General features: G+C 69.1%; 24 protein-coding genes. 18 read left to right on the top strand and 6 right to left on the bottom strand.

What is annotated here, in order from left to right; all coding sequences use genetic code 11:
- Positions 1–70: 70 nt before the first annotated feature.
- Together KIP79_RS00830 and KIP79_RS00825 are read left to right on the top strand one after the other, a co-directional pair.
- Positions 71–1,159, top strand: coding sequence for a chromate transporter (locus tag KIP79_RS00830; RefSeq protein WP_214102704.1), 1,089 nt, complete (start codon positions 71–73; stop codon positions 1,157–1,159).
- Between the two features lie 57 nt (positions 1,160–1,216).
- Positions 1,217–2,152, top strand: a complete 936-nt coding sequence (locus KIP79_RS00825) for an FAD-dependent oxidoreductase (protein ID WP_214102703.1) — start codon at positions 1,217–1,219, stop codon at positions 2,150–2,152.
- A gap of 24 nt (positions 2,153–2,176) precedes the next feature.
- On the opposite strand, the gene KIP79_RS00820 is transcribed toward KIP79_RS00825, so the two are convergent.
- On the bottom strand, positions 2,177–2,491 hold the full coding sequence (locus KIP79_RS00820; RefSeq protein ID WP_214102702.1) for an MTH1187 family thiamine-binding protein: 315 nt from the start codon (positions 2,489–2,491) through the stop codon (positions 2,177–2,179).
- A 70-nt stretch (positions 2,492–2,561) separates the two neighbouring features.
- Here KIP79_RS00820 and KIP79_RS00815 point away from each other — a divergent pair, with 70 nt between their 5' ends.
- Both KIP79_RS00815 and KIP79_RS00810 read left to right on the top strand, forming a co-directional pair.
- Positions 2,562–2,897 (top strand): winged helix-turn-helix transcriptional regulator, encoded by a 336-nt coding sequence (locus tag KIP79_RS00815; RefSeq protein ID WP_214102701.1) that lies wholly within the window; start codon positions 2,562–2,564, stop codon positions 2,895–2,897.
- Positions 2,890–4,365 (top strand): LLM class flavin-dependent oxidoreductase, encoded by a 1,476-nt coding sequence (locus KIP79_RS00810; protein ID WP_214102700.1) that lies wholly within the window; start codon positions 2,890–2,892, stop codon positions 4,363–4,365. Before KIP79_RS00815 ends, KIP79_RS00810 begins: the two co-directional genes overlap by 8 nt.
- Here the strand turns inward: KIP79_RS00810 and KIP79_RS00805 are convergent.
- Positions 4,362–5,798, bottom strand: a complete 1,437-nt coding sequence (locus KIP79_RS00805) for an MFS transporter (protein WP_214102699.1) — start codon at positions 5,796–5,798, stop codon at positions 4,362–4,364. The genes KIP79_RS00810 and KIP79_RS00805 overlap by 4 nt on opposite strands.
- A gap of 53 nt (positions 5,799–5,851) precedes the next feature.
- Here KIP79_RS00805 and KIP79_RS00800 point away from each other — a divergent pair, with 53 nt between their 5' ends.
- Positions 5,852–6,493 (top strand): TetR/AcrR family transcriptional regulator, encoded by a 642-nt coding sequence (locus tag KIP79_RS00800; RefSeq protein WP_308169491.1) that lies wholly within the window; start codon positions 5,852–5,854, stop codon positions 6,491–6,493.
- Positions 6,494–6,548: 55 nt separating this feature from the next.
- Entirely contained in the window at positions 6,549–7,076 is a 528-nt protein-coding gene (locus KIP79_RS00795) for a GNAT family N-acetyltransferase (protein WP_214102698.1), read from the top strand.
- On the opposite strand, the gene KIP79_RS49965 is transcribed toward KIP79_RS00795, so the two are convergent.
- The 4 genes from KIP79_RS49965 to KIP79_RS00770 form a co-directional block, all read right to left on the bottom strand.
- On the bottom strand, positions 7,062–7,193 hold the full coding sequence (locus KIP79_RS49965) for a hypothetical protein (RefSeq protein WP_256447094.1): 132 nt from the start codon (positions 7,191–7,193) through the stop codon (positions 7,062–7,064). The genes KIP79_RS00795 and KIP79_RS49965 overlap by 15 nt on opposite strands.
- A 67-nt stretch (positions 7,194–7,260) precedes the next feature.
- Positions 7,261–8,493, bottom strand: a complete 1,233-nt coding sequence (locus KIP79_RS50365; protein ID WP_443611852.1) for a hypothetical protein — start codon at positions 8,491–8,493, stop codon at positions 7,261–7,263.
- Between the two features lie 17 nt (positions 8,494–8,510).
- On the bottom strand, positions 8,511–9,041 hold the full coding sequence (locus KIP79_RS00775; protein WP_308169519.1) for an IS5 family transposase: 531 nt from the start codon (positions 9,039–9,041) through the stop codon (positions 8,511–8,513).
- A 496-nt stretch (positions 9,042–9,537) separates the two neighbouring features.
- Positions 9,538–10,410, bottom strand: a complete 873-nt coding sequence (locus KIP79_RS00770) for an amidohydrolase family protein (protein ID WP_214102695.1) — start codon at positions 10,408–10,410, stop codon at positions 9,538–9,540.
- Between the two features lie 270 nt (positions 10,411–10,680).
- On the opposite strand from KIP79_RS00770, the gene KIP79_RS00765 reads away from it, so the two are divergent.
- The 12 genes from KIP79_RS00765 to KIP79_RS00710 are packed head-to-tail and all read left to right on the top strand — an operon-like array spanning position 10,681 to position 21,785.
- Complete coding sequence (locus tag KIP79_RS00765; RefSeq protein ID WP_214102694.1) at positions 10,681–11,445, top strand: SDR family NAD(P)-dependent oxidoreductase; 765 nt, start codon at positions 10,681–10,683, stop codon at positions 11,443–11,445.
- A 14-nt stretch (positions 11,446–11,459) separates the two neighbouring features.
- Positions 11,460–12,299 carry a 2-keto-4-pentenoate hydratase gene (locus KIP79_RS00760; RefSeq protein WP_214102693.1) on the top strand — a complete coding sequence of 280 codons (840 nt, stop codon included), beginning with the start codon at positions 11,460–11,462 and terminating at the stop codon, positions 12,297–12,299.
- Positions 12,300–12,325: 26 nt separating this feature from the next.
- Positions 12,326–13,087 carry a 2-keto-4-pentenoate hydratase gene (locus tag KIP79_RS00755; protein ID WP_250212476.1) on the top strand — a complete coding sequence of 254 codons (762 nt, stop codon included), beginning with the start codon at positions 12,326–12,328 and terminating at the stop codon, positions 13,085–13,087.
- Between the two features lie 2 nt (positions 13,088–13,089).
- Complete coding sequence (locus tag KIP79_RS00750; protein ID WP_214102691.1) at positions 13,090–13,494, top strand: tautomerase family protein; 405 nt, start codon at positions 13,090–13,092, stop codon at positions 13,492–13,494.
- 15 nt (positions 13,495–13,509) lie between these two features.
- Entirely contained in the window at positions 13,510–14,412 is a 903-nt protein-coding gene (locus KIP79_RS00745) for a fumarylacetoacetate hydrolase family protein (protein ID WP_250212522.1), read from the top strand.
- Positions 14,409–15,326: an enoyl-CoA hydratase-related protein gene (locus KIP79_RS00740; protein ID WP_214102689.1), complete on the top strand. Its 918-nt coding sequence runs from the start codon at positions 14,409–14,411 to the stop codon at positions 15,324–15,326. Before KIP79_RS00745 ends, KIP79_RS00740 begins: the two co-directional genes overlap by 4 nt.
- 14 nt (positions 15,327–15,340) lie before the next feature.
- Positions 15,341–17,491, top strand: a complete 2,151-nt coding sequence (locus KIP79_RS00735; protein WP_214102688.1) for an acetate--CoA ligase family protein — start codon at positions 15,341–15,343, stop codon at positions 17,489–17,491.
- The gene (locus KIP79_RS00730) at positions 17,488–18,648 is read left to right on the top strand and encodes an iron-containing alcohol dehydrogenase (protein ID WP_214102687.1); all 1,161 of its coding nucleotides are present in this window, start codon (positions 17,488–17,490) and stop codon (positions 18,646–18,648) included. Before KIP79_RS00735 ends, KIP79_RS00730 begins: the two co-directional genes overlap by 4 nt.
- A 31-nt stretch (positions 18,649–18,679) precedes the next feature.
- Positions 18,680–18,982, top strand: coding sequence for a Dabb family protein (locus KIP79_RS00725; protein WP_214102686.1), 303 nt, complete (start codon positions 18,680–18,682; stop codon positions 18,980–18,982).
- Positions 18,979–19,299 (top strand): antibiotic biosynthesis monooxygenase family protein, encoded by a 321-nt coding sequence (locus KIP79_RS00720; RefSeq protein ID WP_214102685.1) that lies wholly within the window; start codon positions 18,979–18,981, stop codon positions 19,297–19,299. The genes KIP79_RS00725 and KIP79_RS00720 overlap by 4 nt, the downstream gene beginning before the upstream one ends.
- Before the next feature lie 10 nt (positions 19,300–19,309).
- Positions 19,310–20,626, top strand: coding sequence for a CaiB/BaiF CoA transferase family protein (locus KIP79_RS00715; protein WP_214102684.1), 1,317 nt, complete (start codon positions 19,310–19,312; stop codon positions 20,624–20,626).
- Entirely contained in the window at positions 20,616–21,785 is a 1,170-nt protein-coding gene (locus KIP79_RS00710; RefSeq protein ID WP_214102683.1) for a CaiB/BaiF CoA transferase family protein, read from the top strand. The genes KIP79_RS00715 and KIP79_RS00710 overlap by 11 nt, the downstream gene beginning before the upstream one ends.
- The last annotated feature ends 1 nt before the right edge of the window (position 21,786 follow it).

The following is a 21,786-nucleotide window of genomic DNA, read 5'->3' as shown; positions in this document are numbered from 1 at the left end:
GCCCGCCCTCCATCGGGGAGGGCGGGCGCCCTTCACCCTGTGTTCAATCGGGACAACCATAATTCGGCGAATGAAACGACAGCTGGCTGAAGTGGCGGTGGTGTTCCTCCGCCTCGGGGTGGTCGGGTTCGGCGGACCCGCCGCGCACATCGCGATGATGCGGGACGAACTGGTCCGGCGGCGCGGGTGGGTGACCGACGAACGGTTCCTCGACCTGATGGGGGCGGTCAACCTCATTCCCGGGCCGAACTCCACCGAGCTGGCCATCCATCTGGGGCACGATCGGGCCAGGTTTCGCGGGCTCGTGGTGGCCGGGGTCTGTTTCATCTTTCCGGCGTTCGCCATCGTGCTGGCGCTGGCCTGGGCGTACGGGAAGTACGGGTCGACCCCCGAGATGGCGGGGCTGCTCTACGGGATCAAACCGGTGGTGGTGTCCATCGTGGTGTGGGCCATCGCGGGGCTGCTGCGGACCGCCGTCAAGGGGTGGTTGACCGGGGTGGTGGCGGTGGGGGCGCTCGCGGCGTACCTGCTGGGGGTGAACGAGCTGCTGATCCTGGCCGTCGGCGGGCTGGCCGTCATGGCGGTACGGATCCGGCCGGGGTTTCTCGCCATTCCGTACTTTCCCGATCCGACCGGGGGTGACCTTGCCCGGCTTTTCCTGACATTTCTGAAAATCGGGTCGGTGTTGTACGGGAGCGGGTACGTGCTGCTCGCCTTCCTGGAAGGGGACTTCGTCTCCCGGCTGGGGTGGCTCACCCAGCAGCAGTTGCTGGACGCGATCTCCATCGGCCAGGTGACGCCGGGGCCGGTGTTCACCACGGCGACCTTCGTGGGGTACGTGATCGCGGGGTGGCCGGGGGCGGTGCTGGCGACCATCGGGATCTTTCTGCCGTCGTTCGTCCTCGTCGGGCTGCTCACCCGGCTGGTCGTCTACATCCGGGGGCGGGAGTGGTCCTCGGCCTTCCTGGACGGGGTGAACGCGACCGCGCTCGCGCTGATGGCGGGGGTGACGTTGCAGCTGGCCAGGGAGGCGTTCGTCGATCCGCTGACGGTGGTGCTGGGGGTGGTCGCCCTGGTGTTGCAGTGGCGTACCAAGCTCAACACGGCCTGGTTCATCGTGGTGGCGGCAGTCATCGGGCTGGTGGCGCAATTGCTCTGAGTTGGGAGAATGTTCCGGAATTTCGGGGGAAGTGAGGATCATCGAGAGGGGGCCTTCGTGGCGGATGTGGTCGTTGTGGGTGGTGGGGTGATCGGGCTCACCACAGCCGTGTGCCTGGCCGAGGTCGGGCATCGGGTTCAGGTGTGGAGTGCGCTGTTCCCCAAGCGGACCACATCCGCCGTGGCCGGAGCCATGATCGGCGGGCCGGTGCTGGCCGAGCCGCGGGAGTCGGCCGTGCGGTGGCAGCGGGAGTCCCTGGAGATCTTCGATGCGCTCGCCGGCCACCACGGCACGGGGGTGAGCCTCGCCCGGGGGCGCCTGGTGAGCCGTCTCGGCGCCGGACTTCCCCCGTGGGCGGCTGAACTTCCCGGTTTCGCGCCCTGCACCGAGGCCGAGCACGCCGGGTTTCCGCTGGCCTTCTGGATCAGCTCTCCGATCGTGGACATGCCCACCTATCTGGACTATCTCGTCGACCGGCTCTGCCGGGCCGGGGGTGACATCGAGATCCGTACCGTGGAAGCGCTGGCGGAGGCCGCACCGGGTGCGGACGTGGTGGTCAACTGCACGGGGGTGGCGGCCGAGGCGCTGACCGGAGACGAACAGGTCCAGCCGGTACGCGGCCAGCATGTGGTCGTCGAGAACCCCGGCCTGACCGAGTTCTTCTACGAGGGCGGCGCCGACCGCGAATGGGTCAGCTTCTTCCCCCACGACGGCCGCGTGGTCCTCGGCGGCAACGCCGCCCCCGGCGACTGGAACCTCGACCCCGACGACGACCAGACCGAAACCATCCTCCGCCGCTGCGCCGCGGTCGAACCCCGCCTGGCGAACGCCCGAATCCTCGGCGTCGAAGTCGGCCTGCGCCCCGGCCGCCCGAGCATCCGCCTGGCGGAGGAACCCCTGGACTCCGCCCGCCTGATCCACTGCTACGGCCACGGCGGAGTGGGCGTCAGCCTGTCCTGGGGCTGCGCCCGCGAAATCACGACAATGCTGTGAGTAGAACGCGCGGCGGGCTCCGGTTCAGGGTGTCGGGTCCTGGGACAGGTAGCGGTCGATTGACTCGATCTTGGATTCCAGGCGGTCTTCCGTACCTGTTCTGATGTCGGCTTTCAGGACCACGCTGACGCGGGGTGAGCGGGACTCGACCGCGGCGACGGCGGCTTTCACGACGGTCATCACCTCGTCCCAGGACTGGCCCTCCACGGTAGTGAACATGGCGTCGGTCCGATTGGGGAGGCCGGAGGCGCGGACCACGCGGACGGCTTCGGCGACCAACTCGCCCACGTCTTCGCCGGTACCGATGGGAGTGACGCTGAAGGCAACAAGTACGGACATATGTGGATCCCTTCTGGTTTCCTATTAACTTCCCTCTGATAGGTTACTTACCGGAAGTGGGGTGATGTGGGTGGAGTCGGTGGAACACCACTGTCCAGCGTTCCAGGCCGCGGTCGAGCTGGTCGGACGGCGGTGGAACGGGGCCGTGCTGATGGCGGCGGAGCTTGGGGCCACGCGGTACAGCGAGTTCCTGGTCGCGGTGCCGGGGATCTCGGAGCGGTTGCTGGCGCAGCGGCTGCGGGAGCTGGAGCAGGCGGGTGTGCTGATCCGCTCGGTGGTGCCGAGTACGCCGGTGCAGATCACCTACACGCTCTCGGAGAAGGGCAGTGAGCTCGTTGACGCCGTGCGGCCCCTGATCGCGTGGGGGGAACGCTGGCTCGGGGAAGGTGCGGTGGCCCATGGCTGACTTCAACCACGATCTCTGGTTCGGCGCGTTCCTGACGCCGGACGCGGCCGGTCACGACCGTCTGGTACGGCAGGCGGTGCGGGCCGAGGAACTGGGCCTGGACATCATCGGCATCCAGGACCATCCCTACCAGTCCCGGTTTCTGGACACCTGGACGTTGTTGTCGGTGCTGGCCGGGCGGACGAGCCGTATCCGGCTGTTCCCTGATGTGATCAACCTTCCGCTTCGCCCGCCCGCCGTACTGGCCCGCTCGGCGGCCTCGCTGGACATTCTCAGCGGCGGCCGGGTCGAGCTGGGCGTGGGCTCGGGCGCGTTCTGGGACGGCATCGCCGCCATGGGCGGCCCCCGGCGCACGCCCGGCGAGGCGGTCGAGGCCCTGGCGGAGGCGATGGCCGTGCTGCGCGCACTGTGGACGCCGGGCGAAGCGGTACGGCTGGCCGGAAAACACTACGAGGTGCGGGGCGCGCAGCCCGGCCCGTTCCCCGTCCATCCGATCGGGCTCTGGGTCGGCGCGTACAAGCCGCGCATGCTCGAACTCACCGGGCGGCTCGGGGACGGCTGGGTGCCCTCGTCCCCGTACGCGCCGCCGGAGGAACTGCCCGCGATGACCAAGATCATCGATAGTGCTGCAGTCGCGGCCGGTCGGGATCCCGGTGACATCCGCCGGGTCTACAACCTCTCCGGGCGTTTCTCGGCCGTCGCCGGTGGAGCGTTCCTGGACGGGCCGCCCGCGCTCTGGGCCGACCAGCTGGCCGATCTGGCGCTGGGCTGCGGCATCAGCGTCTTCGTGCTGACCGGGGACGACGAGCGAACGATGCGGATCTGGGCCGAGGAGGTCGCCCCGGCGGTACGGGCGGCCGTCCAGGCCGAACGCACCCCCGAGGCCGCCCCCGTCGCACCGGACGCCCCCGCCCGGATCATCGGGCCGCTGGAGGAGTCCACCCGGCCGCGCCTGCCCAAGCGGGACCTGGCCGCGCTCACCCCCGCGCAGCGGGCCAACGGCCAGCGGCTGGTGCAGATCCACAACCACCTGCGCCACGAGCTGACCCAGATCAGGGACGCGCTGGAGCAGGTGGCCGCCGGGCGGAGCGAGGCGGCCGCGCTCCGGTCGATGATCAACGACCTGACCATGCGGCAGAACTACTGGACGCTGGGCAGCTTCTGCGCCTCCTACTGCCGGATCCTCACCACCCACCACACCATCGAGGACTCCCGGATGTTCCCCGCCCTGGCCGCGGCCCAGGAGTCGCTGGCCCCGGTGGTGGCCCGGCTGGAGCAGGAGCACGAGGTGGTGGCCGAGATCCTGACCGGCCTGGACGCCGCGCTGGTGGCCATGATCGAGGAGCCGTCGGGTCTGGACCGGGTGCGCGAGCAGGTGGACCTGCTCTCCGACGTGCTCCTGTCCCACCTGGCGTACGAGGAGGAGGAGTTGGTCGAGCCGCTCGCCCGCCTGGACCTCGATATTTAGACAACGGCCGGGACCGGTTGAGTACGCAGCCGGGTGGCCAGCAGCAGGGCGAAGACCATGATCGCGGCGGCGGTCAGGAAGACCGCGTCGGTGCCGGCCACGATCGCCGCCACCGCCTGGTCGTGCACGCCGGGCGGCGGCTGGGTGGCGGTGACGCCCGGCGGCAGATGGGACGCGCTCACCCGGGTGAGGATCAGGCCGAAGGCGGCCGAGCCCAGGCTGATCCCGAGGGTCTGGATGAAGCGGATGGTGGTGGTGGCCGTGCCGAGCAGCCCGAGCGGCACGGCGTTCTGCACGACCAGGATGATGATCCCGACGATCTGCCCGAACCCGGCGCCGAGCAGTGCCAGGTAGAGGTGGATGGTCCAGAACGGGGTGTCCGGGCTGAGGAAGCCGAGCAACGCCAGCGCGGCGGCGGCGCTCGCCAGACCGGCCAGCAGGAAGGTGCGCGGCTGCGCGCCCCGGCTGAGGGCGCGACCGGAGATCAGGCCGGACAGGGCCATGCCGGCCGCCATCGGGATGAGGTAGAACCCCGCGTCGGCGGCGGGCACCGCGCGGGCGGCCCGCAGGTAGATGATGACGAACAGGATGGCGCCGACCATGGCGAAGCTGGCGACCAGCTGGAGCGGGAGGGCGATCCGCACCACCCGGTCCCGCAGCAGGTCGAGTGGGACGATCGGTTCCGGCGCGGTCCGCTCCCGCCAGACGAAGGCCGCCGCTAGGGCGAGGCAGAGCGCGGTGAGGGTGAGGATGACGGGCGACGTCCACGGGTACTCGTCGCCGCCCCACTCGGTGACCAGCAGCAGCGCCGAGGCGGCGAGGGCGAAGATGGCCGCGCCCAGGTAGTCGATCCGGTGGCGCAGGCCGCCGTCGGGCAGGCGCAGGGTCGCCGCGCTGAACAGGATCACCGCCCCGATGGGCAGGTTGACCAGGAAGATCCAGCGCCAGCCCAGGTGGTCGGCGAGGAAACCGCCGAGCAGGGGTCCGGTGACCATGCCGAGCCCGGCGATCAGGCCGCCCGCGCCGCCCGCGCCCGCCCGCCGTTCTGCCGGGGTGAGGTGGGCGAACACCACCAGGGTGACGCTCATCAGGCCGCCGCCGCCCAGTCCCTGGACGCAGCGGGCCGCGATCAGCTGGGTCATGTCGCCCGAGACGGCGCAGAGGGCCGAACCCGCCAGGAAGAGGGCGACCGCGGCGATGTAGACGCCCTTGGAGCCGTACACGTCGCAGAGCTTGCCGTACAGGGGGAGGGCGATGGTGGCGGCCAGCGCGTACGCGGTGACCAGCCAGGGGAGGCGCTCGATGCCGTGGGCGGGGTCGAGGTCGCCGACGATCGACCAGGCGGCGGTGGAGACGATGTTCTGGTCGAGGATGGCCAGCACGAGGGTGAGCAGGCACCCCGCCATGGCGAACTTCTTCTGCTTCTCCGTCACATCTCTAGACTGGGTCAAAACTTGTACTCAGTCAACATTGATATGATCGGCGGGTGAGCGAAACGATGGGCCTGCGGGAGCGGAAGAAGCTGCAGACCAGGCGCGCGATCCACGACGCCGCCATCGCGCTCTTCCTGGAGCGGGGCTTCGACGAGGTGTCGGTGGCCGAGGTGGCCGCCGCCGCGCAGGTGTCGAAGATGACCGTCTTCAACTACTTCCCGACCAAGGAAGACCTGGTGCTGGCGCCGCTGGAGGAGCAGATGTACGCCGACGCCATGCGCGTGCTCGGCGAGCGGCGGCCCGGGGAGTCCCTCGTCGCGGCCTCCCGGCGGGAGTTCCTGGCCCGGCTGGAGCGGCGCAGCAGTGACACCGGCCTGGACGACAGCGCCGCCGCCATGAACATGCTCCACCTGGTCCGGGGCACGCCCTCGCTGATGGGCAGGCTCTTCATGATCCAGGTCTTCGCGGAGGAGCGCCTGGCCCGCCTGCTGGAGGCCGAGTCCCCCGGCGACATCCGGGCCGGGATCGCGGCCAGCCAGCTCACCGCGCTCTGGCGCCGCCTCCAGGTCGTCAACACCCGCCGCATCGTGGAAGGGGAGTCCTCCGACGCCGTCTACGCCGACGCGGTACGCGCGGCCAACGCCGGTTTCGACCTCCTGGAACACGGGCTCGGGGACTTTCTCACCCGGTCCTGACCAAGACCGTTGGTGGCGCTATCGTGTACGGCTGGTTCCCTGATGTCAGGAGGCAATGATGGAGGTCACGCTCCGGCCCGTACGGGCCAGCGATCTTGATTTGTTCGATCGGGAGCGGACCACGCCCGAGGGGACCGGGGAGTTCCAGTGGTTCGGGTACCGGAACTCGCACGGGCTGCGCCGGGAGTTCATGGAGAACGGGCTGCTCGGTCACGACTCCGGCCAGATGACCATCGAGGCGGACGGGCAGCCGGCCGGGTGGGTCGCCTGGTGGATGAACTCCTGGGGGCCGGACGTCACGTCCTGGTGCTGGACCATCGGGATCTGGGTGTTCGCCGACTTCCGGGGCAAGGGCGCGGGTACCGAGGCGCAGCGGCAGATCGCCGACTACCTGTTCGCGCACACTCGCGCGGAGCGGGTGCAGTCCTTCACCGATGCCGGGAACCTCGCCGAGCAGCGGGTGCTGGAGAAGGCCGGGTTCACCCGGGAGGGGGTGGTGCGCAGCGCCCAGTGGCGGGGCGGGGCGTGGCACGACCAGGTGCTTTACTCGCGGATCCGCCCTTCCCAGTCAGGGACGCCGTGACCAGACTGCGGCGATCAGCAGGTACGGCAATGCTGCCCAGTTGGGGGCCCGGATTGAACCCAGGGCGTATCCGGCGAAGCCGAGAACGGCGAAGATCTCGGCACCGAGGCCGGACATCGAGGTGACGGTGGCGCGAGTGCGTCGTTCCAGGGTCGGTTCGAGCGGCGAACCGTCCTGGTCGAGTTCATCTGATGCCCGCGCCACACCTCGACGGCGGTGGTCGGAACTTTGAGCCGCTGACGGGCTGATCGCGATGGACGGGTTCGACGAGATCGACATCATCTTCGACGCGACTTCCGCCAGGGCCCACATCGCCAACGCGATCAAGCTCGACCCGTACGGCAAGACCCTCGTAGACCCGACCCCCGCGGCCGTCGGGCCGTTCGTCGTCCCTCCCGTGAATCTGGCCGAACACCTCGCCGGCGGAGCCACCGACCTGAACATGGTGACGTGCGGTGGGCAGGCCACCATCCCGATCGTCGCCGCCGTCTCCCGTGTCACCCCGCTGCCGTACGCCGAGATCGTCGCGTCCATCGCCTCCCGCTCCGCCGGGCCCGGCACCCGCGCCAACATCGACGAGTTCACCGAGACCACCGCGTACGCCATCTAGATGGTCGGCCTCAACCCTGACCAGCGGGACCTCGCCCTCAAACTCGGCGCGTCCAGGGCCGTCGACGGAGCGGACCCCGAGGTCGTCCACGCGGTCTCCGGCACGGAGAGAGGGGTCGACTTCAGCACGCTGGCATTCGCCGCCGGACAGGGCGGAGCCCGCATCCCCGACCGCGATGAACGGCTCGAGGTAGCGGGCGATGACGACGATGAGCGCGATCGCCTCGGGGATGGTGAGTGCGCCGCGCACGGCCAGGACCGTCGTGGTGCCGGCCAGGAGCACGAGGGCGAGCTGGCTCGCGATGCTGAACAGCAACTGCCCGGGGATCTGCATGAGCAGCAGCCTGACCGTGGCGCTGTGCTGTGCGGCGAGGATGGCGCCGACATGGCTGCGCGCGGGCTCGGCACGGCGGGCCGAGCGGAGGGCCTGCTGGGTACGGGCGAACTCGACGATCCTCTCGGTGAGCGCGCTGTTGACCTCGGCGGCCGCCCGGTCGGCGGTGCGGCTGACGCGTCCGGCGGCCCAGAACGCGCCGAGCAGCACGGGTACGCCCGCGAGGGCGGCGAGGGCCCAGCGGGCCGGAGACCGACAGCAGGGCGAGCCCGAGCGCAACTCCAGCTCCGCGAGGATGCTCTCGCCCACCAGCCGGTCCAGGTCCCATCGCCCGCCGACGTAGCGGTAGAGCGCGGTCGACGTCACGCCCAGCCGTGCCGCCACGGCTTTCACGCTCAGTCCGCTCAGGCCGAGCTCGCGACCGGCTCGGACGATGTCGTCCAGGTCGATCCGAGGGGGACGTCCGCCAGTCATCGACTGCTCCCATCCCGTTAGGGACTGTCTGACAATTCGGCTTGGCGGAGCCAGAGCAACAAGGACGCGATGACGGCGCCGGCGAGGTAGCGGCTGGCGAGCTTGTCGAAGCGGGTGGCGATGCCCCGCCACTGCTTGAGCTTGGCGAAGCACCGCTCGACCAGGTTGCGGCTCTTGTAGGTGGACGCGTCGAAGGCGGGAGGGCGGCCTCCGCGGCTGCCCTTGCGCTTGCGGTTGGCCTTCTGATCCCGACGTTCGGGGATGACCGCCTGGACACCGCGTCGGCGCAGGTAGAGACGGATCTTCTTGGAGGAGTAGCCCTTGTCGCCCAGCAGGCGGCGGGGCCGGGTGCGGGGCCGACCAGTGCGGCGGCGGAGCCGGAACTTGGCCATCACTGTCTCGAAGGCCGTGCAGTCGGCCACGTTTCCGCCGGTCAGGTGCAAGGCCAGGGGCAGGCCTCGTGCTTCGGTGATCAGGTGGAGCTTGGTGGTGAGCCCGCCGCGTGATCGTCCGAGGGCCTGCCGTTTTTGGGACTGCTTGCTGTCGATTGTCTCGTCGTTGTCCCCCTTTTTCGTGCTCCGGCGGCGTGCTGGTGGGCGCGGGCGATGGTGGAGTCGATGCTGACGGTCAGCTCGACGGTGCCGATCGAGTCGTCCTTGACCTGCATTTCCTCCAGCAGGCGACCGGCCTAAGCTAACCTTCGCGGGTGGGGCAATGCCTGATCGATTCGGGCGGGCAAGCTTCGACCGGCAGGTCGCTCCAGGGGGGCCGGCGCAGGCGTGCGCGCTGCCTGCGCTACCGCGCGACCACGGGCTGGAAGCTCCTACGGCTCCCGTGCTGGACGCGGGGCCGGACGGGTCCTCAAACGTTGCGCAGGACCGGCACCACGATGCCCAGCACCCGCCACACGGTCATCCGCCGAGGTCCATCCGAATCATGTTCTTCCTCGGGATGTCCGCCCAACAGCCATGTCCCCGTACCGATCGGGACAATCTACCGCCTGCAATGAAACCTCGGGCGTCGGGTGACGACCCGGCATCCACGTTACGGCGAGACGATCTCGGCAGCCCCCGCATCGCCCAGCCCGATCCCGTCGAGCCGAAGTAGCTCACCCGCGTTACGGTAGGCAATACGGCTCAGCACGTCAGGGGCAAACCCCACCGCCGCAATCTCGTGTACCGGGAATGCCGTGTAGAAGTTCGGCGGGCCCGAGTAGTAGTCCGTCCCCAGCACAAGCCGGGCGGGCCCCCACCGCTGGACGAAGTCCGCGAAACCGTGAGCGACCGCAGTGGCCACCCCGGTGTCGAACCAGACGTTGGGGTAGTCACCGGCGACCTCGACAAGGTAGGCGGCCTGCTGCGGGCTGGAGAACCCGTCGAGCGCGAGGAACCGCACGTCCGGGTATCGCCGTGCCAGGGCGAACAGCCGCCACGGCGACTCCATGTCCGACGATTCGGCCAGGATGTGCACGAATACGGCACGGTCGAAGGCCCGCGCCAGCTCCAGCACCAACGTCATGCGCTCGTCGTTCAGCGTTAGCCCGAGGTAGCGGTGATGGTAGGAGACCGCAGCGAAGCCCAGCTCGCCGAAACACCGGGTCAGCTCCAGCTCGGCAGTGCGCGTCTCGGCCGGATTCACCGTCGCGCAGACAGCGGCGACCATGTCAGGGCGCTCGGCCCGGTAGGCCGCCAGCATGTCATGCGCCGCGGCATAACGCTCGTTGGCGTGAGTCAGCGTCATCAACGGCATCGGCATGATGACGCAACGGTCAATGCGGTTGCGGCCCATGAAAGCCGAACGCACCGCCTGATCTTGCTCCCGCCACTGCGGCTGCTGCCAGGCCGGCGGATCTATCGACCCAACATGGTGATGACAGTCGACTACCGGGATCAGCGACCCACCGACTTCAAAGCTCACTCTGGGCACCACCCCTCGCGCGGTCCACGAATCCGTCCACTTCGTGCAGCATCGCGAGGGTCCATGCGAAGGTCAACGTCGATCCCCGAATGCGGATACCCCCGACCGCGACCGCACTCCCGCGCCCGGTCCCCACGACCCCGTCGGGCTGTGGTCGACAAGGTGACCTGCTCGCGGCCGGTCTCGGGCGGCTTCAATCGCGATTCCGGATAGGTGACCCGGGTTCTTCGCGCTGGTGTGGGCCAGGTGAGCCGGATGAGGATTTCGCATATGGACGCTATGCAGCAGATTGCCGATGACCGGCGGGTGGCGGTCGTCACCGGGGCCGCGTCTGGGATCGGCCGGGCGAGCGCGCTGCGCCTGGCCGCCGACGGTTTTGCCGTCGCGGTCGCCGACATCGACCTCGACGCCGCCGGCACCGTCGCGAAGGAAATCACCGAGGCGGGAGGGCGTGCGATAGCAGTCCGGACCGACGTCACCGACTCCGCCGCGTGCGCCGCAGCCGTGCAGGCGATCATCGCCAGGTTCGGACGCATCGACGTGCTCGTGCACTGCGCGGGAACGGCGGGAGCCAACGACCCGATCATGGATACGAGCGACGCGGAATGGGACCGCGTGATCGGGATCAACCTCGGCGGGACATTTCACATGTGCCGTGCGGTGGCTGGCGCCCTCAAGCGGTCGGAAGCCGGTCGTGTCGTCTTACTCGCTTCGGTGGCCGGTAAGGAAGGAAATCCTTTCGCCGGTGCGTACTCCGCTTCCAAGGGCGGCGTGATCGCCCTCGGGAAGGCCTTCGCGAAGGAGCTTGTGGAGACCTCGGTATTGGTGAACGTCATCACTCCGGCACTCATCGACACCCCGATGGTGGGTCAGTCCACACCCGACCACGTCACTTACATGACCTCGAAGATCCCGATGGGACGTCTGGGCCGGCCCGCTGAGGTGGCAGCCCTCGTCGCCTGGCTGAGTTCACCCGAGTGTTCCTTCTCGACTGGAGCTGTCTTCGACATCTCCGGCGGCCGCTCGACGTACTGATGAGGCGCACGGATATGCCGACTGGCCTGGCTGGACAGCACGATTCCCGCACTGCCGTACTCAATGCCGAAGCGGCCGAGCGACTGCTTGCCGCGTATGCCGGCGGCGAACCGGCCGAACCTGTCATTGAGCGTCACCCCGCCGCCGATGTCTCCGACGCGTACGCCATCCAGCGGGCGCAGGTCGTCCGCTGGATCGCGGCCGGCGATCAGGTTGCCGGCTACAAGGTCGGTCTGACCTCGCGCGCGATGCAGCTACAGAGCAACGTGGATCAGCCCGACTACGGGCACCTGATGCGGAGCATGTTCGCGCCCGAACATGTCCCCATCCCTGCCACGATGTTCATTCAGCCCAGGGTGGAGCCTGAGGTCGCCTTCGTGCTCTCCCGGCCGCTGCGAGGGCCGGGGGTCACGATCGCTGACGCGGTGTGCGCGATCGACTGCCTGCTGCCGGCCCTTGAAATCATCGACTCCCGGATCCGCGACTGGCGCATCACCATTGTGGACACGATAGCCGACAACGCCTCGTCCGGCGCTGTGGTGCTGGGCGGTCGCCCCGTCTCCCCCCGCGCGATCGATCTCCGGCTGGCCGGCTGTGTGCTCTACCGCAATGGCGAGATCGCGGCAACGGGTGTCGGCGGCGCGGTGCTCGGCTCACCGCTGAACTCCTTGACCTGGCTCGCCAACACTCTCGGGCCGCTCGGCGTCACCCTCGAAGCCGGTCACGTCGTGCTCACCGGCTCGATGACCCGGGCTACGCCGGTGGCCCCGGGAGACCGTGTCAGCGCCTCATTCGCCGGACTGGGCTCGGTGAGCGTCCAGTTCGCCCCTGAACAACAGGAAGCCGCACGATGACATCACAGGGCGTGTGGACACCCGAGGTGGTCGCCGACCTCCTCCTCACCGCTGAATCCTCCAGGACTCCGGTCGGCAGTGTCACCGGCCGCTGGCCCGACTTCGATCTGGCAGCCGCGTACCGAACCCAGGACGTGGGCATGAAGCGGCGGACGGCTCGCGGTGAGCGGGTTGTCGGGGTCAAACTCGGCCTGACGTCGCCGGCCAAACAGCGTCAGATGCAGGTGGACACCCCGTCGGTTGCCTGGCTGACCGACGCGATGGAGCTGCCCCCGGCGACGGTGGTCCCCCGCAGCCGGCTGATCCATCCCCGCGCCGAACCCGAAATCGTGTTCGTGCTGGGCGAGGAGCTGGCCGGACCAGGAGTCACCGCCGCGAGGGCCATGCACGCGGTCTCGGCGGTGCTTGGCGGCATCGAGATCATCGACAGCCGCTACAGCGGGTTCCGGTTCACGTTGCCCGACGTGATTGCCGACAACAACTCTTCCAGCCGTTACGTCACCGGCTCCGTGCAAGTCAACCCCGACGGCTTCGACCTCGCCCTCGAGGGCTGCCTCCTCGAAGTCGACGGGCAGGTCGTCGACAGCGCAACCGGTGCCGCGGTGCTGGGCAACCCAGCACACGCGCTGGCCTTCGCCGCGAACCAGCTGGCCGAGCGCGGACACGCTCTCCAGCCGGGTTGGGTGGTTCTCACCGGCGGACTGACCGAAGCCGTGCCACTGGCCCCGGGCTCGCACATCGCGGCCCACTTCAGCCACCTCGGCTCGGTTGTCATCAAGGCGGACTGACGATGCCAGTGCTGATGATCTACCTCGCCGCCGAGCCGGCAGACCCGGACAGCCGGCAGCGCCTGCTCACCGAAGCCGGCCTCGCCATCGCCGAGACGCTCGACACCCCGATCGAGCGCACCCGCGTGTTCGTGCTCACTGCCGGACACGCCGCCGCGGGCGGGCAAGTAGTACCGCCCGGCGGGTTGGGCGCGCCGTTCTTCGTGTGCTGCGTGAGTGCCCACCGGCCGGCGGAGCGACGGACCGAGTTGCTGGCTCGCCTGACCGACGTGATCGAGCAGACCCTGAACGTCGACCGGTCCGTGATCCGCGGCTGGGCCGCCCCGACCGAGCCGGACGCCTGGGCCGTCGCCGGCATCCCGCTGAGCGTCGCGCGCGCGGACGAGATCCACGAAAGGGAACGGTAGGTCACCGTGAAGCTGATGCGTATCGGGGCGGCCGGAGCTGAAAGGCCCGTCGCTCGCATTGACGATCGCCATTACGTTGACGTCTCCGATTCGGTCACAGATTTCGACGAGCGATTCTTCGGTTCAGGCGGACTGCCCCGGCTGCGCGGCCTGGTCGCCGAGCGAATGGCAGCCGGACGCATAACTGCGTTCGCCGACGAACGAGTTGGCGCGCCCATCGCGCGGCCACACCAGATCCTGTGCGTCGGTCTCAACTATGCCGACCACGCCGCGGAAACCGGGCAGCCGGTGCCCGACGAACCGGTTGTCTTCACCAAGTCGCCCAACTCGATCACCGGCCCAAACGACGGCATCCTCACCCCCCGCGGTGCCGGCAAGCTCGACTGGGAGGTGGAGCTCGGGATCGTGATCGGCACGCGCGCCCGATACCTGTCCAGCCTTGCGGAGGCGCGCGCGGCCGTGGCCGGGTTCGTCCTCGTCAACGACGTCAGCGAACGCGGCTTTCAGTCTGAGCGTGGCGGCCAGTGGAGTAAGGGCAAGTCGGCCGAAACGTTCAACCCGGCCGGCCCGTGGCTTGTCACGCCCGACGAGATCGCTGACGTGCGTGATCTAGCGCTGTGGCTGTCGGTCAACGGGGTGCGCCGTCAGGACGGCACGACCGCCCAGATGATCTTCGACCCGTACGTGATCGTGCACTACCTGAGCCAGTTCTTCGTGCTCGAACCCGGTGACCTGGTGAACACGGGCACACCACCTGGCGTAGGCCTCGGGCACACCCCACCGGTCTGGCTGCAACCGGGCGATGTCGTCGAACTCGGGATCACGGAGCTGGGCATGCAGCGTCAGCTCGTCCTCCCACCGGACGGACCCCCGCCGATGAACCTACGACCTTCTGCAACCAGGAGAGGCTCGCAATGACCGCGAACATCGAAGTGATCAAGGAACCTGGCTGGCGGCACCTCGTACTCAACCGTCCCGCCAAACGCAACGCCCTGTCGATGCAACTGCTGCGCGAGTTGCGTGACGCCCTCGCCGAGGCCGATGACGACGACGAGACCAGCGCGGTGCTCATCTCGGCCAACGGCCCTGACTTCTGCGGCGGCATGGACATCGGCAGCGAAGACGCCGCGGAACCGAATGCCCGCAACGCGGATCTGGACATGAGCAAGCACATCGCGGCAGTCGAGGCGCCTCGTCGTCTGCTTCACTCGCTGTGGACGTTCCGCAAGCCGATCGTCGTGCTCGTCCACGGCCGCTGCCTGGCCGCCGGAACCGAACTGGTCTCGCTGTGCGATATCGCGATCGCCACCGAGGACGCACAATTCGGATTCCCCCCCATCCGGGACATGGGCACCACAGCCGCACCCATGTGGACCTACTACGCAGGGCCGCAGTGGTCGCGACGGCTGCTCTACACCGGCGACAGCATCTGCGGCGCCGACGCCGCCAAGATCGGGCTGGTCCTCAAGGCGCTCCCGGCGGAGCAGGCCCGGGCCGAGGCGCTAGGCCTGCTCCACCGGCTCAGCAAGATCGACTGGCAGCTCCTGGCGAGCCAGAAGCGCATCGAGAACACGACCCTGGAACTGATGGGCCTGCACATGCTGCACAAGGTAGCGGCGATGACCGACGGCAGCGCCATGACCTCGCCGACCGCCCGAATGCTCGCCGAGACCCCGCGTGACCAGTACATCTCCGTGCTCAAGCAGCGACGCCACGACCTGTTCGGTCCGGGAATCGTCAACGTGAGCGGGCCCGATCCCTTCGACGGCGAAGGCCGCCTGCTCGATCGACCGCACGGACCCCAGGGTTACACCTCCGCAGCCGCATCTTAGAAGGGATCTCGACTATGACGAGCTCGGCCAGCCGAGCACCCGGTGACCTCGACGCCTCGGCGCGGGCCGCCCGCCTGTTCACCCCCCGCCGGGTCGCCATCGTCGGCGCCAGCGACCGGTCGGCGTGGTCACGCCTCGTGCACGAGGCGCTTCGCCGCTCCGGCATCGTCGTCGAGCTGGTGAACCCACGCGCTCAGGTAGTGCACGGCGTGGCGACGGTACCGACGCTTACCGCGATCGACGGCCCGGTCGACCTGGCCTACGTCATGACGCCCGCCGCGGCCGTGCTCGACACCGTGGTCGAATCGGGTCAGGCCAAGATCCCCAGCCTGATCGTGTTGTCGGCCGGCTTCGGCGAGTCAGGCGCTTCCGGCCGCGGCCTCGAGCGCGCTATCGGCGAGACCGTACGCGCACAGGGGCAGACCATGCTCGGACCCAACACGCTCGGGTACGTCAACTTCACTACGAACACCTTCTTGTACCCGGCCGGAAACGGTCTGCGCGACGTCAGTCCCGGCTCGGTTGCCCTGGTGACCCAGAGCGGCGCCCTTGGCGGGATGATGACCGGATACGCCGCAGCCCACGCGATCGGCATCAGCTTTCTCTGTGCCACGGGTAACGAGGCCGACCTGACAGTCAGCGACATCATCGACTACGCGGTCGACGACCCCGCCACGAAGGTGATCGGCGTGTTCGCCGAAGCCATCAGGAACCCGGCCGGCCTGCGGCGCGCGGCCCGCCGCGCCCTGGAGGCCGGCAAGCCGATCGTCATGCTCAAGGCCGGACGCTCCGAACTGGCGGCCCGCACCGCCGCGACCCACACCGGCTCGATCGTCGGTGACGACGCGGTCGTCGACGCGGTCCTGGCGCAGGACGGCATCATCCGGGTCGACTCCCTCGAGGTCTTGGTCGGGACGGCAGGCGTGCTCGCCAAGGTCGGCCCCACGCCCGTGCGCGGGCTGACGGTAGCCGCGATCTCTGGCGGGGTCTGCGATCTCGCCGCCGACGGGTGCGATCGTCTGGGCATTCCCCTCCCCCAGTTCCGTGACGACACCCGCGCCCGGCTGAGCGAGGTGCTGCCCGACTTCACCGGCGCCCACAATCCCCTTGACCTGACCGGTGCGATCGTGCGGCACCCCCGATTGCTCGCCGACGTGCTGACCACGATCGCCGATGACGGGCAGGCCGACATGGTGCTTTGCCAGGAGAACCTCGGTAAGCGAAGCCGCCCGACCGAGTCCATCATCAACGGGGCCAAGGCGATGCACGAGGCCGCGATCCCGGCCTACCTGATCTCGGCGACGGGCGAGGGCCTCACCGAGCAGCAGAAGCAGAGCCTGGCCGAGTTCGACATCCCCTATCTTGGGGGCGGGCTTGAGATCATCCTGAGCGGCCTGGCACGCCAGCGCTGGTGGGCGCAACAACGCCGGCATGCCCTGGCGCAGCCGACGACGGCCCCACGGCCACGGCCACAGGTCGAGCCCGGCCGTGGCAAGTGGAGCGAGGCCCGCACGAGCGATCTCCTCTCGTCCTGGTCGGTGCCGCTGGTTCCGCGCCGGGTCGTGCGATCGGCAGCAGCCGCCGTGGCCGCGTTCGAAGAGTTCGGCGGTCCCGTGGTGCTCAAGATCGTCTCACCGGACATTCTGCACAAGACCGAGATTGGCGGGGTCCGTCTCGACGTGACCGATACCGCAAGCGTCGCCGCGGCGTACGAGGCGATCGTGGACAGCGCCTCCCGGCTGCGGCCCGATGCCGTGATCGACGGCGTGCTGGTCAGTCCCATGCGGCCGCCCGCGCTCGAGCTGCTGGTCGGTGTAACGACCGATCCCCAGTGGGGTCAGGTGCTCACCGTGGGACTTGGCGGCACCTGGACGGAAATCTTCAAGGACGTCAGCACCCGGCTCCTTCCCGTGGCGGCCGGCGACGTCCGGACCATGCTCACGAGCCTGCGCAGCGCTCCCCTGCTTCTGGGAGCGCGCAACTCGCGACCAGCCGACCTGGACGCGCTCAGCGAGGTGATCGCCCACATCGGCGCCTTGGCCGTGGCCTGCGGACCGGCCCTGTCGGCGATCGAGGTCAACCCCATCCGCGTCGACGGCTCCCAGATCGAAGTCCTCGACGCCGTGGCACTTTGGGCCGATGAACCCCTGGCGGCAGCATTATGATCACAACCATCGCTCTGCCACGGCAACTGCGGGTCGGCCCCAGCGCGAGTCGCCGGCTCGGTGACGTGCTCAGAAGCCTTCAGCGGCGCCGGGCGCTGGTCGTCACCGACGCGTACCTGCGCGATTCCGGGGTGGTCGACAAGGTGGTCGGCTCCCTGGGGCCCGGCATCGAGGCAGCGGTCTTCGCAGACACGGTTCCCGACCCGACCGACGTGTGCGTCGAGGCGGCGGCAGCGGTGCTACGCGACGGCGACTTCGACTGTGTGGTGGGGCTCGGCGGCGGCAGCCCGATGGATACCGCGAAAGCGGCCAGCATCCTGGCCGCCTCCGGTGGCCGCATGCGGGACTACCGGGCCCCGGCTCAGACCGACAACGCGAGCCTGCCGATCGTGGCCATCCCGACGACGGCCGGCAGCGGCTCGGAGTGCACGCGGTTCACGATCATCACCGACACCGAGACCAATGACAAGATGCTCTGTGCCGGGCTCGCCTTCCTGCCGACGGCAGCCCTGGTCGACTACGAACTGACGCTCAGCATGCCGCCCCGGCTCAGCGCTGACACCGGCATCGACGCGCTCACCCACGCGATCGAGGCCTATGTCAGCCGACGGGCCAACCCGTTCGCCGACGCCCTGGCCCTGATCGCGATGCGATCGATATTCCACCACGTGCGCCGCGTGTACGAGGCCCCGGACGACCGCAAGGCCCGTGCGGCCATGATGCTCGCCGCGACCCAAGCCGGCATCGCGTTCTCGAATTCGAGCGTGGCCCTGGTCCATGGAATGAGCCGGCCGCTGGGCGCCCACTTCTATCTCGCGCACGGACTGTCCAACGCCATGCTCCTGCCGGCCGTCACCGACTTCTCGATCGACGGGGCGCCGGATCGCTACGCCACCTGCGCCCGCGCGCTCGGCGTGGCGAGTGAGCACGACCCCGACGCCACCGCATGCCTCGGGTTGGTGGACGCTCTCGCCGCGCTCAACGACGCCCTCGACGTGCCGACCCCGGCGTCTTGCGGCATCGACCGGGAACGCTGGGACGAACTCACGCCGCTGATGGCCAAGCAGGCGCTCGCCTCCGGGTCGCCGGCCAACAATCCGCGGATGCCGAGCGCCGAGCAGATCGAGCAGCTCTACACCGGGGTGTTCGACCGGTGACCCGACCAGAACTGACCAGAAGGAGCGATAGATGATCTGTCACGTGTGGGGCATGCGGATGAAGCCGGAAAGCACCGCTGAGCAACGGCAGGCCGTCGTCGACGGCATGTCCTGCCTGCCGCAGGAGATCCCGGGGATCCGTTCGTTCAGCTGTGGCGCCGATCTTGGCTTGGGCGGCGACAATGCCGACGTCGTGCTGATCGCGCACTTCGACGACGAGGAGAGCTGGCGCGCCTATCTCGCCCATCCGGCGCACGAGAAATTCGCCGACGAGCTCGTCGTCCCGGTCTACTCCTCGGGTGCGGCCATCCAGTTCGCGGTGGACGGCTCGTGATCGTCGAGCTCACGACAGTCCGGATCAGGCCGGCGGACCGGGCCCGGTTCCACACGGCCTTCACCGATGCGGCCGCGATCTACCAGCAGGCACGGGGTTGGCACTCGGCCCGGCTGCTGCGCTGTCTGCAGGACGAGACCCGCTACGTCATCGAAGCGACGTGGGAGCATGTCGAGGATCAGACCGTCAGATTCGCCGAGGACGGGCTGCTCGCGCGGTTCCTCGACCTTGTCGGCTCGCTGTTCGACGGCACCCCGGAATTGCTGCACTTCGAGCCGGTCGGGACTGACCTGCGCCGCACCAAAACGGGTGGGTGACCGGCCCGTCATGAGCAGTCTCGCAGCGCAGCGAGGTGGTGCTGATGCCGGGGAGCCGCCGCTCACCGGCATCCGTGTCCTCGACCTGTCGATGATCTGGGCCGGGCCGTTTGCGACCAAGCACCTCGCCGATCTGGGCGCAGAAGTGATCAAGGTCGAGGGGCCCTCCTATCTCGACCACGTGCGAACACTGTCCGTCCCCGACCGCAATGTCGCCGAGCCATACAATGACAGCCGGTACTTCAACGAGTACAACCGCAACAAGTACGGGCTCGCTGTCGACATACGTACCGACTCCGGCCGGGACATCGTCACGCGGCTGGCCGCCGGGTCGGACGTGATCGTGGAGAACTTCCGGCCCGGCGTCATCGAACGTCTCGGCCTGGGGTACGACACCATCCGCGCGGTCAACCCGCGCGTCATCATGGTGTCGCTGCCGGCCTACTCAGGGCGCGAGCCCGAGCGGCGCGTTCCCGGCTACGGTCCCAACGTCGAGCAGATGAGCGGTATCGCCCACCTCAGCGGCTACGCCGGGGGGCCACCGCAAAAGTTCGGCATCTCCTACGGTGACCCGGTCGCCGGTCTCGGCGGCGCCGCCGCCGTGCTCATGGCCCTGGTCGCGCGGGAGCGCTCCGGCGTGGGCCAGCGTATCGAGGTAAGCCAGCGCAATCTGCTCATGGGCTTCATCGGCGACGCCCTGGTCGGCCACCAGCTCGGCCACCGAGCCGAGCGGTCGGGCAACCGCAGCCCTTACGCCGCGCCCCAAGGGGTCTATCCCAGTCTGGGAGCCGACGGCACACCGGCCGCTCGGGCCGACTCATGGGTCGCGCTGTCGGTCACCAGCGACGCCCAATGGCTTGCGCTCGTGAAGACCATGGGGCGGCCCGAGCTCGCCGACGATCCGCGCTGGCCGGACGTGCCGGCCCGGCTGGCCGCCCACGACGAACTCGACCACGAGATCTCCGCCTGGACTTCGACACTCACGTCCCTGGACGCGGCCGAACAGCTCCAGCGCGCCGGTGTCGCGGCCTCCCCCGTTCTCACGCCGGCCGAGCTGCGCGACGATCTCCAGCTCACCGCACGCGGCTTCCTGCGTATGGTGGCGCACGCGACGATGCCGCCGATGAAGCTGACGGCACCCACCTGGCACTTCCAGGGGCTTGACACCGAGCTGCGGGCCGCGCCGCGACTCGGTGAGCACAACCAGATGATCCTGCGTAATCGGCTCGGCCTGAGCGAGCAGCGCATCGCCGAGCTGGAGGCGGCCGGCGTGATCGGCACGTCTCCGACCCCCGCAACACGAACGAGGAGCCGGCATGCTCAATGATCTGCGCGTCGTCGAACTGGGCGACGGCATCGCCATCGCCCTCGCGGCCCGCGCGATGGCCGGGTTCGGCGCCGACGTCATCAAGATCGAACCACCCGAAGGCGACCGGCTGCGTCGCGTCGGCCCGTTTCCGCCCGGCCGGGCCGACGGCGAAGCGAGCGCGGCCCACCTGTACTTCCACGGCGGCAAGTCATCGGTCGTCCTCGACCTCGACCACCAGGCCGCGCGCACGGCTCTGCAGCGGATTGTGCACTCCGGCGACATCCTCCTCACCGACCTCCCGACGGCACGCCGGGAGCGGTTGCGGCTCGACGACGCCGTTCTGGCCGGGGAAGCACCGCGGCTGTCCGTCGTGGCGGTCTCGCCCTACGGCGCCGACGGACCACACGCCGGGTACCTGGCCACGGAGCTGACGATGATCGCCGCCGGAGGCCAACTGTCGCTGATGGGCTCACCCGACCGCGAACCGGTCAAGCCCTACGGTGACCAGGCGGGCTGCCAGGCCGCACTGTCGGTATTCGGTGCGGCGATGGCGGCGATCTACCGGCGCGGACGGACCGGCCGCGGTTCCTCGGTTGAGCTGTCGATCCAGGAGCTTCAGGCCAGCGCCATGGATATGCAGGGCCCGATGGCCTACAACGGCGACCCGCCCTACCCCGGCTACGGCAGGCGCATCGGCAACACGACCCATTCGCTTTGGTCCTACTATCCGAGCCGCGACGGACAGGTGGGAATCTTCGTCAACCCGGCGAACATCCCCTCACTGCTCGCCGCCCTCGGCCGCAGCGACCTGCGCGACCGCATGTCCGACAAGGCCTTCCTGGCCGGCGAGATGCGCGACCTGGTAGCGCGCTGGTGCGCTGAACGCACCAGCAAGGAGGTCTACGCGGCTGCGGTCGAGTTCGGGGCGCCGTTCTCGTACGTCGCCGGGCCCGACGACCTGCTGGAGGATCCGATCCTCGCGGCGACCGGCATCTGGCGAACCGTCGAGCAGCCCGGAGTCGGAGTGGTGCGCGTGCCCGGTCCGCCGTTCACCACCGACGCCGGCTTCGACATCGGTCCGGCTCCACACCTCGGCCAGCACACCGCAACGGTGCTCGCCCGCCTCGCCGGGCTCGACGAGGCGGCCATCCGAGCAGTCGCCGGCTCCGGAAGCTGAT

The sequence above is a fragment of the Acrocarpospora catenulata genome (assembly GCF_018476525.1).
Taxonomy (GTDB): domain Bacteria; phylum Actinomycetota; class Actinomycetes; order Streptosporangiales; family Streptosporangiaceae; genus Acrocarpospora; species Acrocarpospora catenulata.
This window is presented reverse-complemented; position numbering and strand designations above follow the sequence as displayed.

Excerpts from the sequence above, each read along its gene's own strand:
- KIP79_RS00795 (WP_214102698.1), top strand. The coding sequence starts at position 6,549 with ATGATGGAGGTCACGCTCCGGCCCGTACGGGCCAGCGATCTTGATTTG.
- KIP79_RS00810 (WP_214102700.1), top strand. The coding sequence starts at position 2,890 with ATGGCTGACTTCAACCACGATCTCTGGTTCGGCGCGTTCCTGACGCCG.
- KIP79_RS00820 (WP_214102702.1), bottom strand. The coding sequence starts at position 2,491 with ATGTCCGTACTTGTTGCCTTCAGCGTCACTCCCATCGGTACCGGCGAA.
- KIP79_RS00765 (WP_214102694.1), top strand. The coding sequence starts at position 10,681 with ATGGACGCTATGCAGCAGATTGCCGATGACCGGCGGGTGGCGGTCGTC.
- KIP79_RS00710 (WP_214102683.1), top strand. The coding sequence starts at position 20,616 with ATGCTCAATGATCTGCGCGTCGTCGAACTGGGCGACGGCATCGCCATC.
- KIP79_RS00740 (WP_214102689.1), top strand. The coding sequence starts at position 14,409 with ATGACCGCGAACATCGAAGTGATCAAGGAACCTGGCTGGCGGCACCTC.
- KIP79_RS00750 (WP_214102691.1), top strand. The coding sequence starts at position 13,090 with ATGCCAGTGCTGATGATCTACCTCGCCGCCGAGCCGGCAGACCCGGAC.
- KIP79_RS00725 (WP_214102686.1), top strand. The coding sequence starts at position 18,680 with ATGATCTGTCACGTGTGGGGCATGCGGATGAAGCCGGAAAGCACCGCT.
- KIP79_RS00745 (WP_250212522.1), top strand. The coding sequence starts at position 13,510 with ATGCGTATCGGGGCGGCCGGAGCTGAAAGGCCCGTCGCTCGCATTGAC.
- KIP79_RS49965 (WP_256447094.1), bottom strand. The coding sequence starts at position 7,193 with ATGTCCGGCCTCGGTGCCGAGATCTTCGCCGTTCTCGGCTTCGCCGGA.
- KIP79_RS00735 (WP_214102688.1), top strand. The coding sequence starts at position 15,341 with ATGACGAGCTCGGCCAGCCGAGCACCCGGTGACCTCGACGCCTCGGCG.
- KIP79_RS00830 (WP_214102704.1), top strand. The coding sequence starts at position 71 with ATGAAACGACAGCTGGCTGAAGTGGCGGTGGTGTTCCTCCGCCTCGGG.
- KIP79_RS00730 (WP_214102687.1), top strand. The coding sequence starts at position 17,488 with ATGATCACAACCATCGCTCTGCCACGGCAACTGCGGGTCGGCCCCAGC.
- KIP79_RS00760 (WP_214102693.1), top strand. The coding sequence starts at position 11,460 with ATGCCGACTGGCCTGGCTGGACAGCACGATTCCCGCACTGCCGTACTC.
- KIP79_RS00715 (WP_214102684.1), top strand. The coding sequence starts at position 19,310 with ATGAGCAGTCTCGCAGCGCAGCGAGGTGGTGCTGATGCCGGGGAGCCG.
- KIP79_RS50365 (WP_443611852.1), bottom strand. The coding sequence starts at position 8,493 with ATGACTGGCGGACGTCCCCCTCGGATCGACCTGGACGACATCGTCCGA.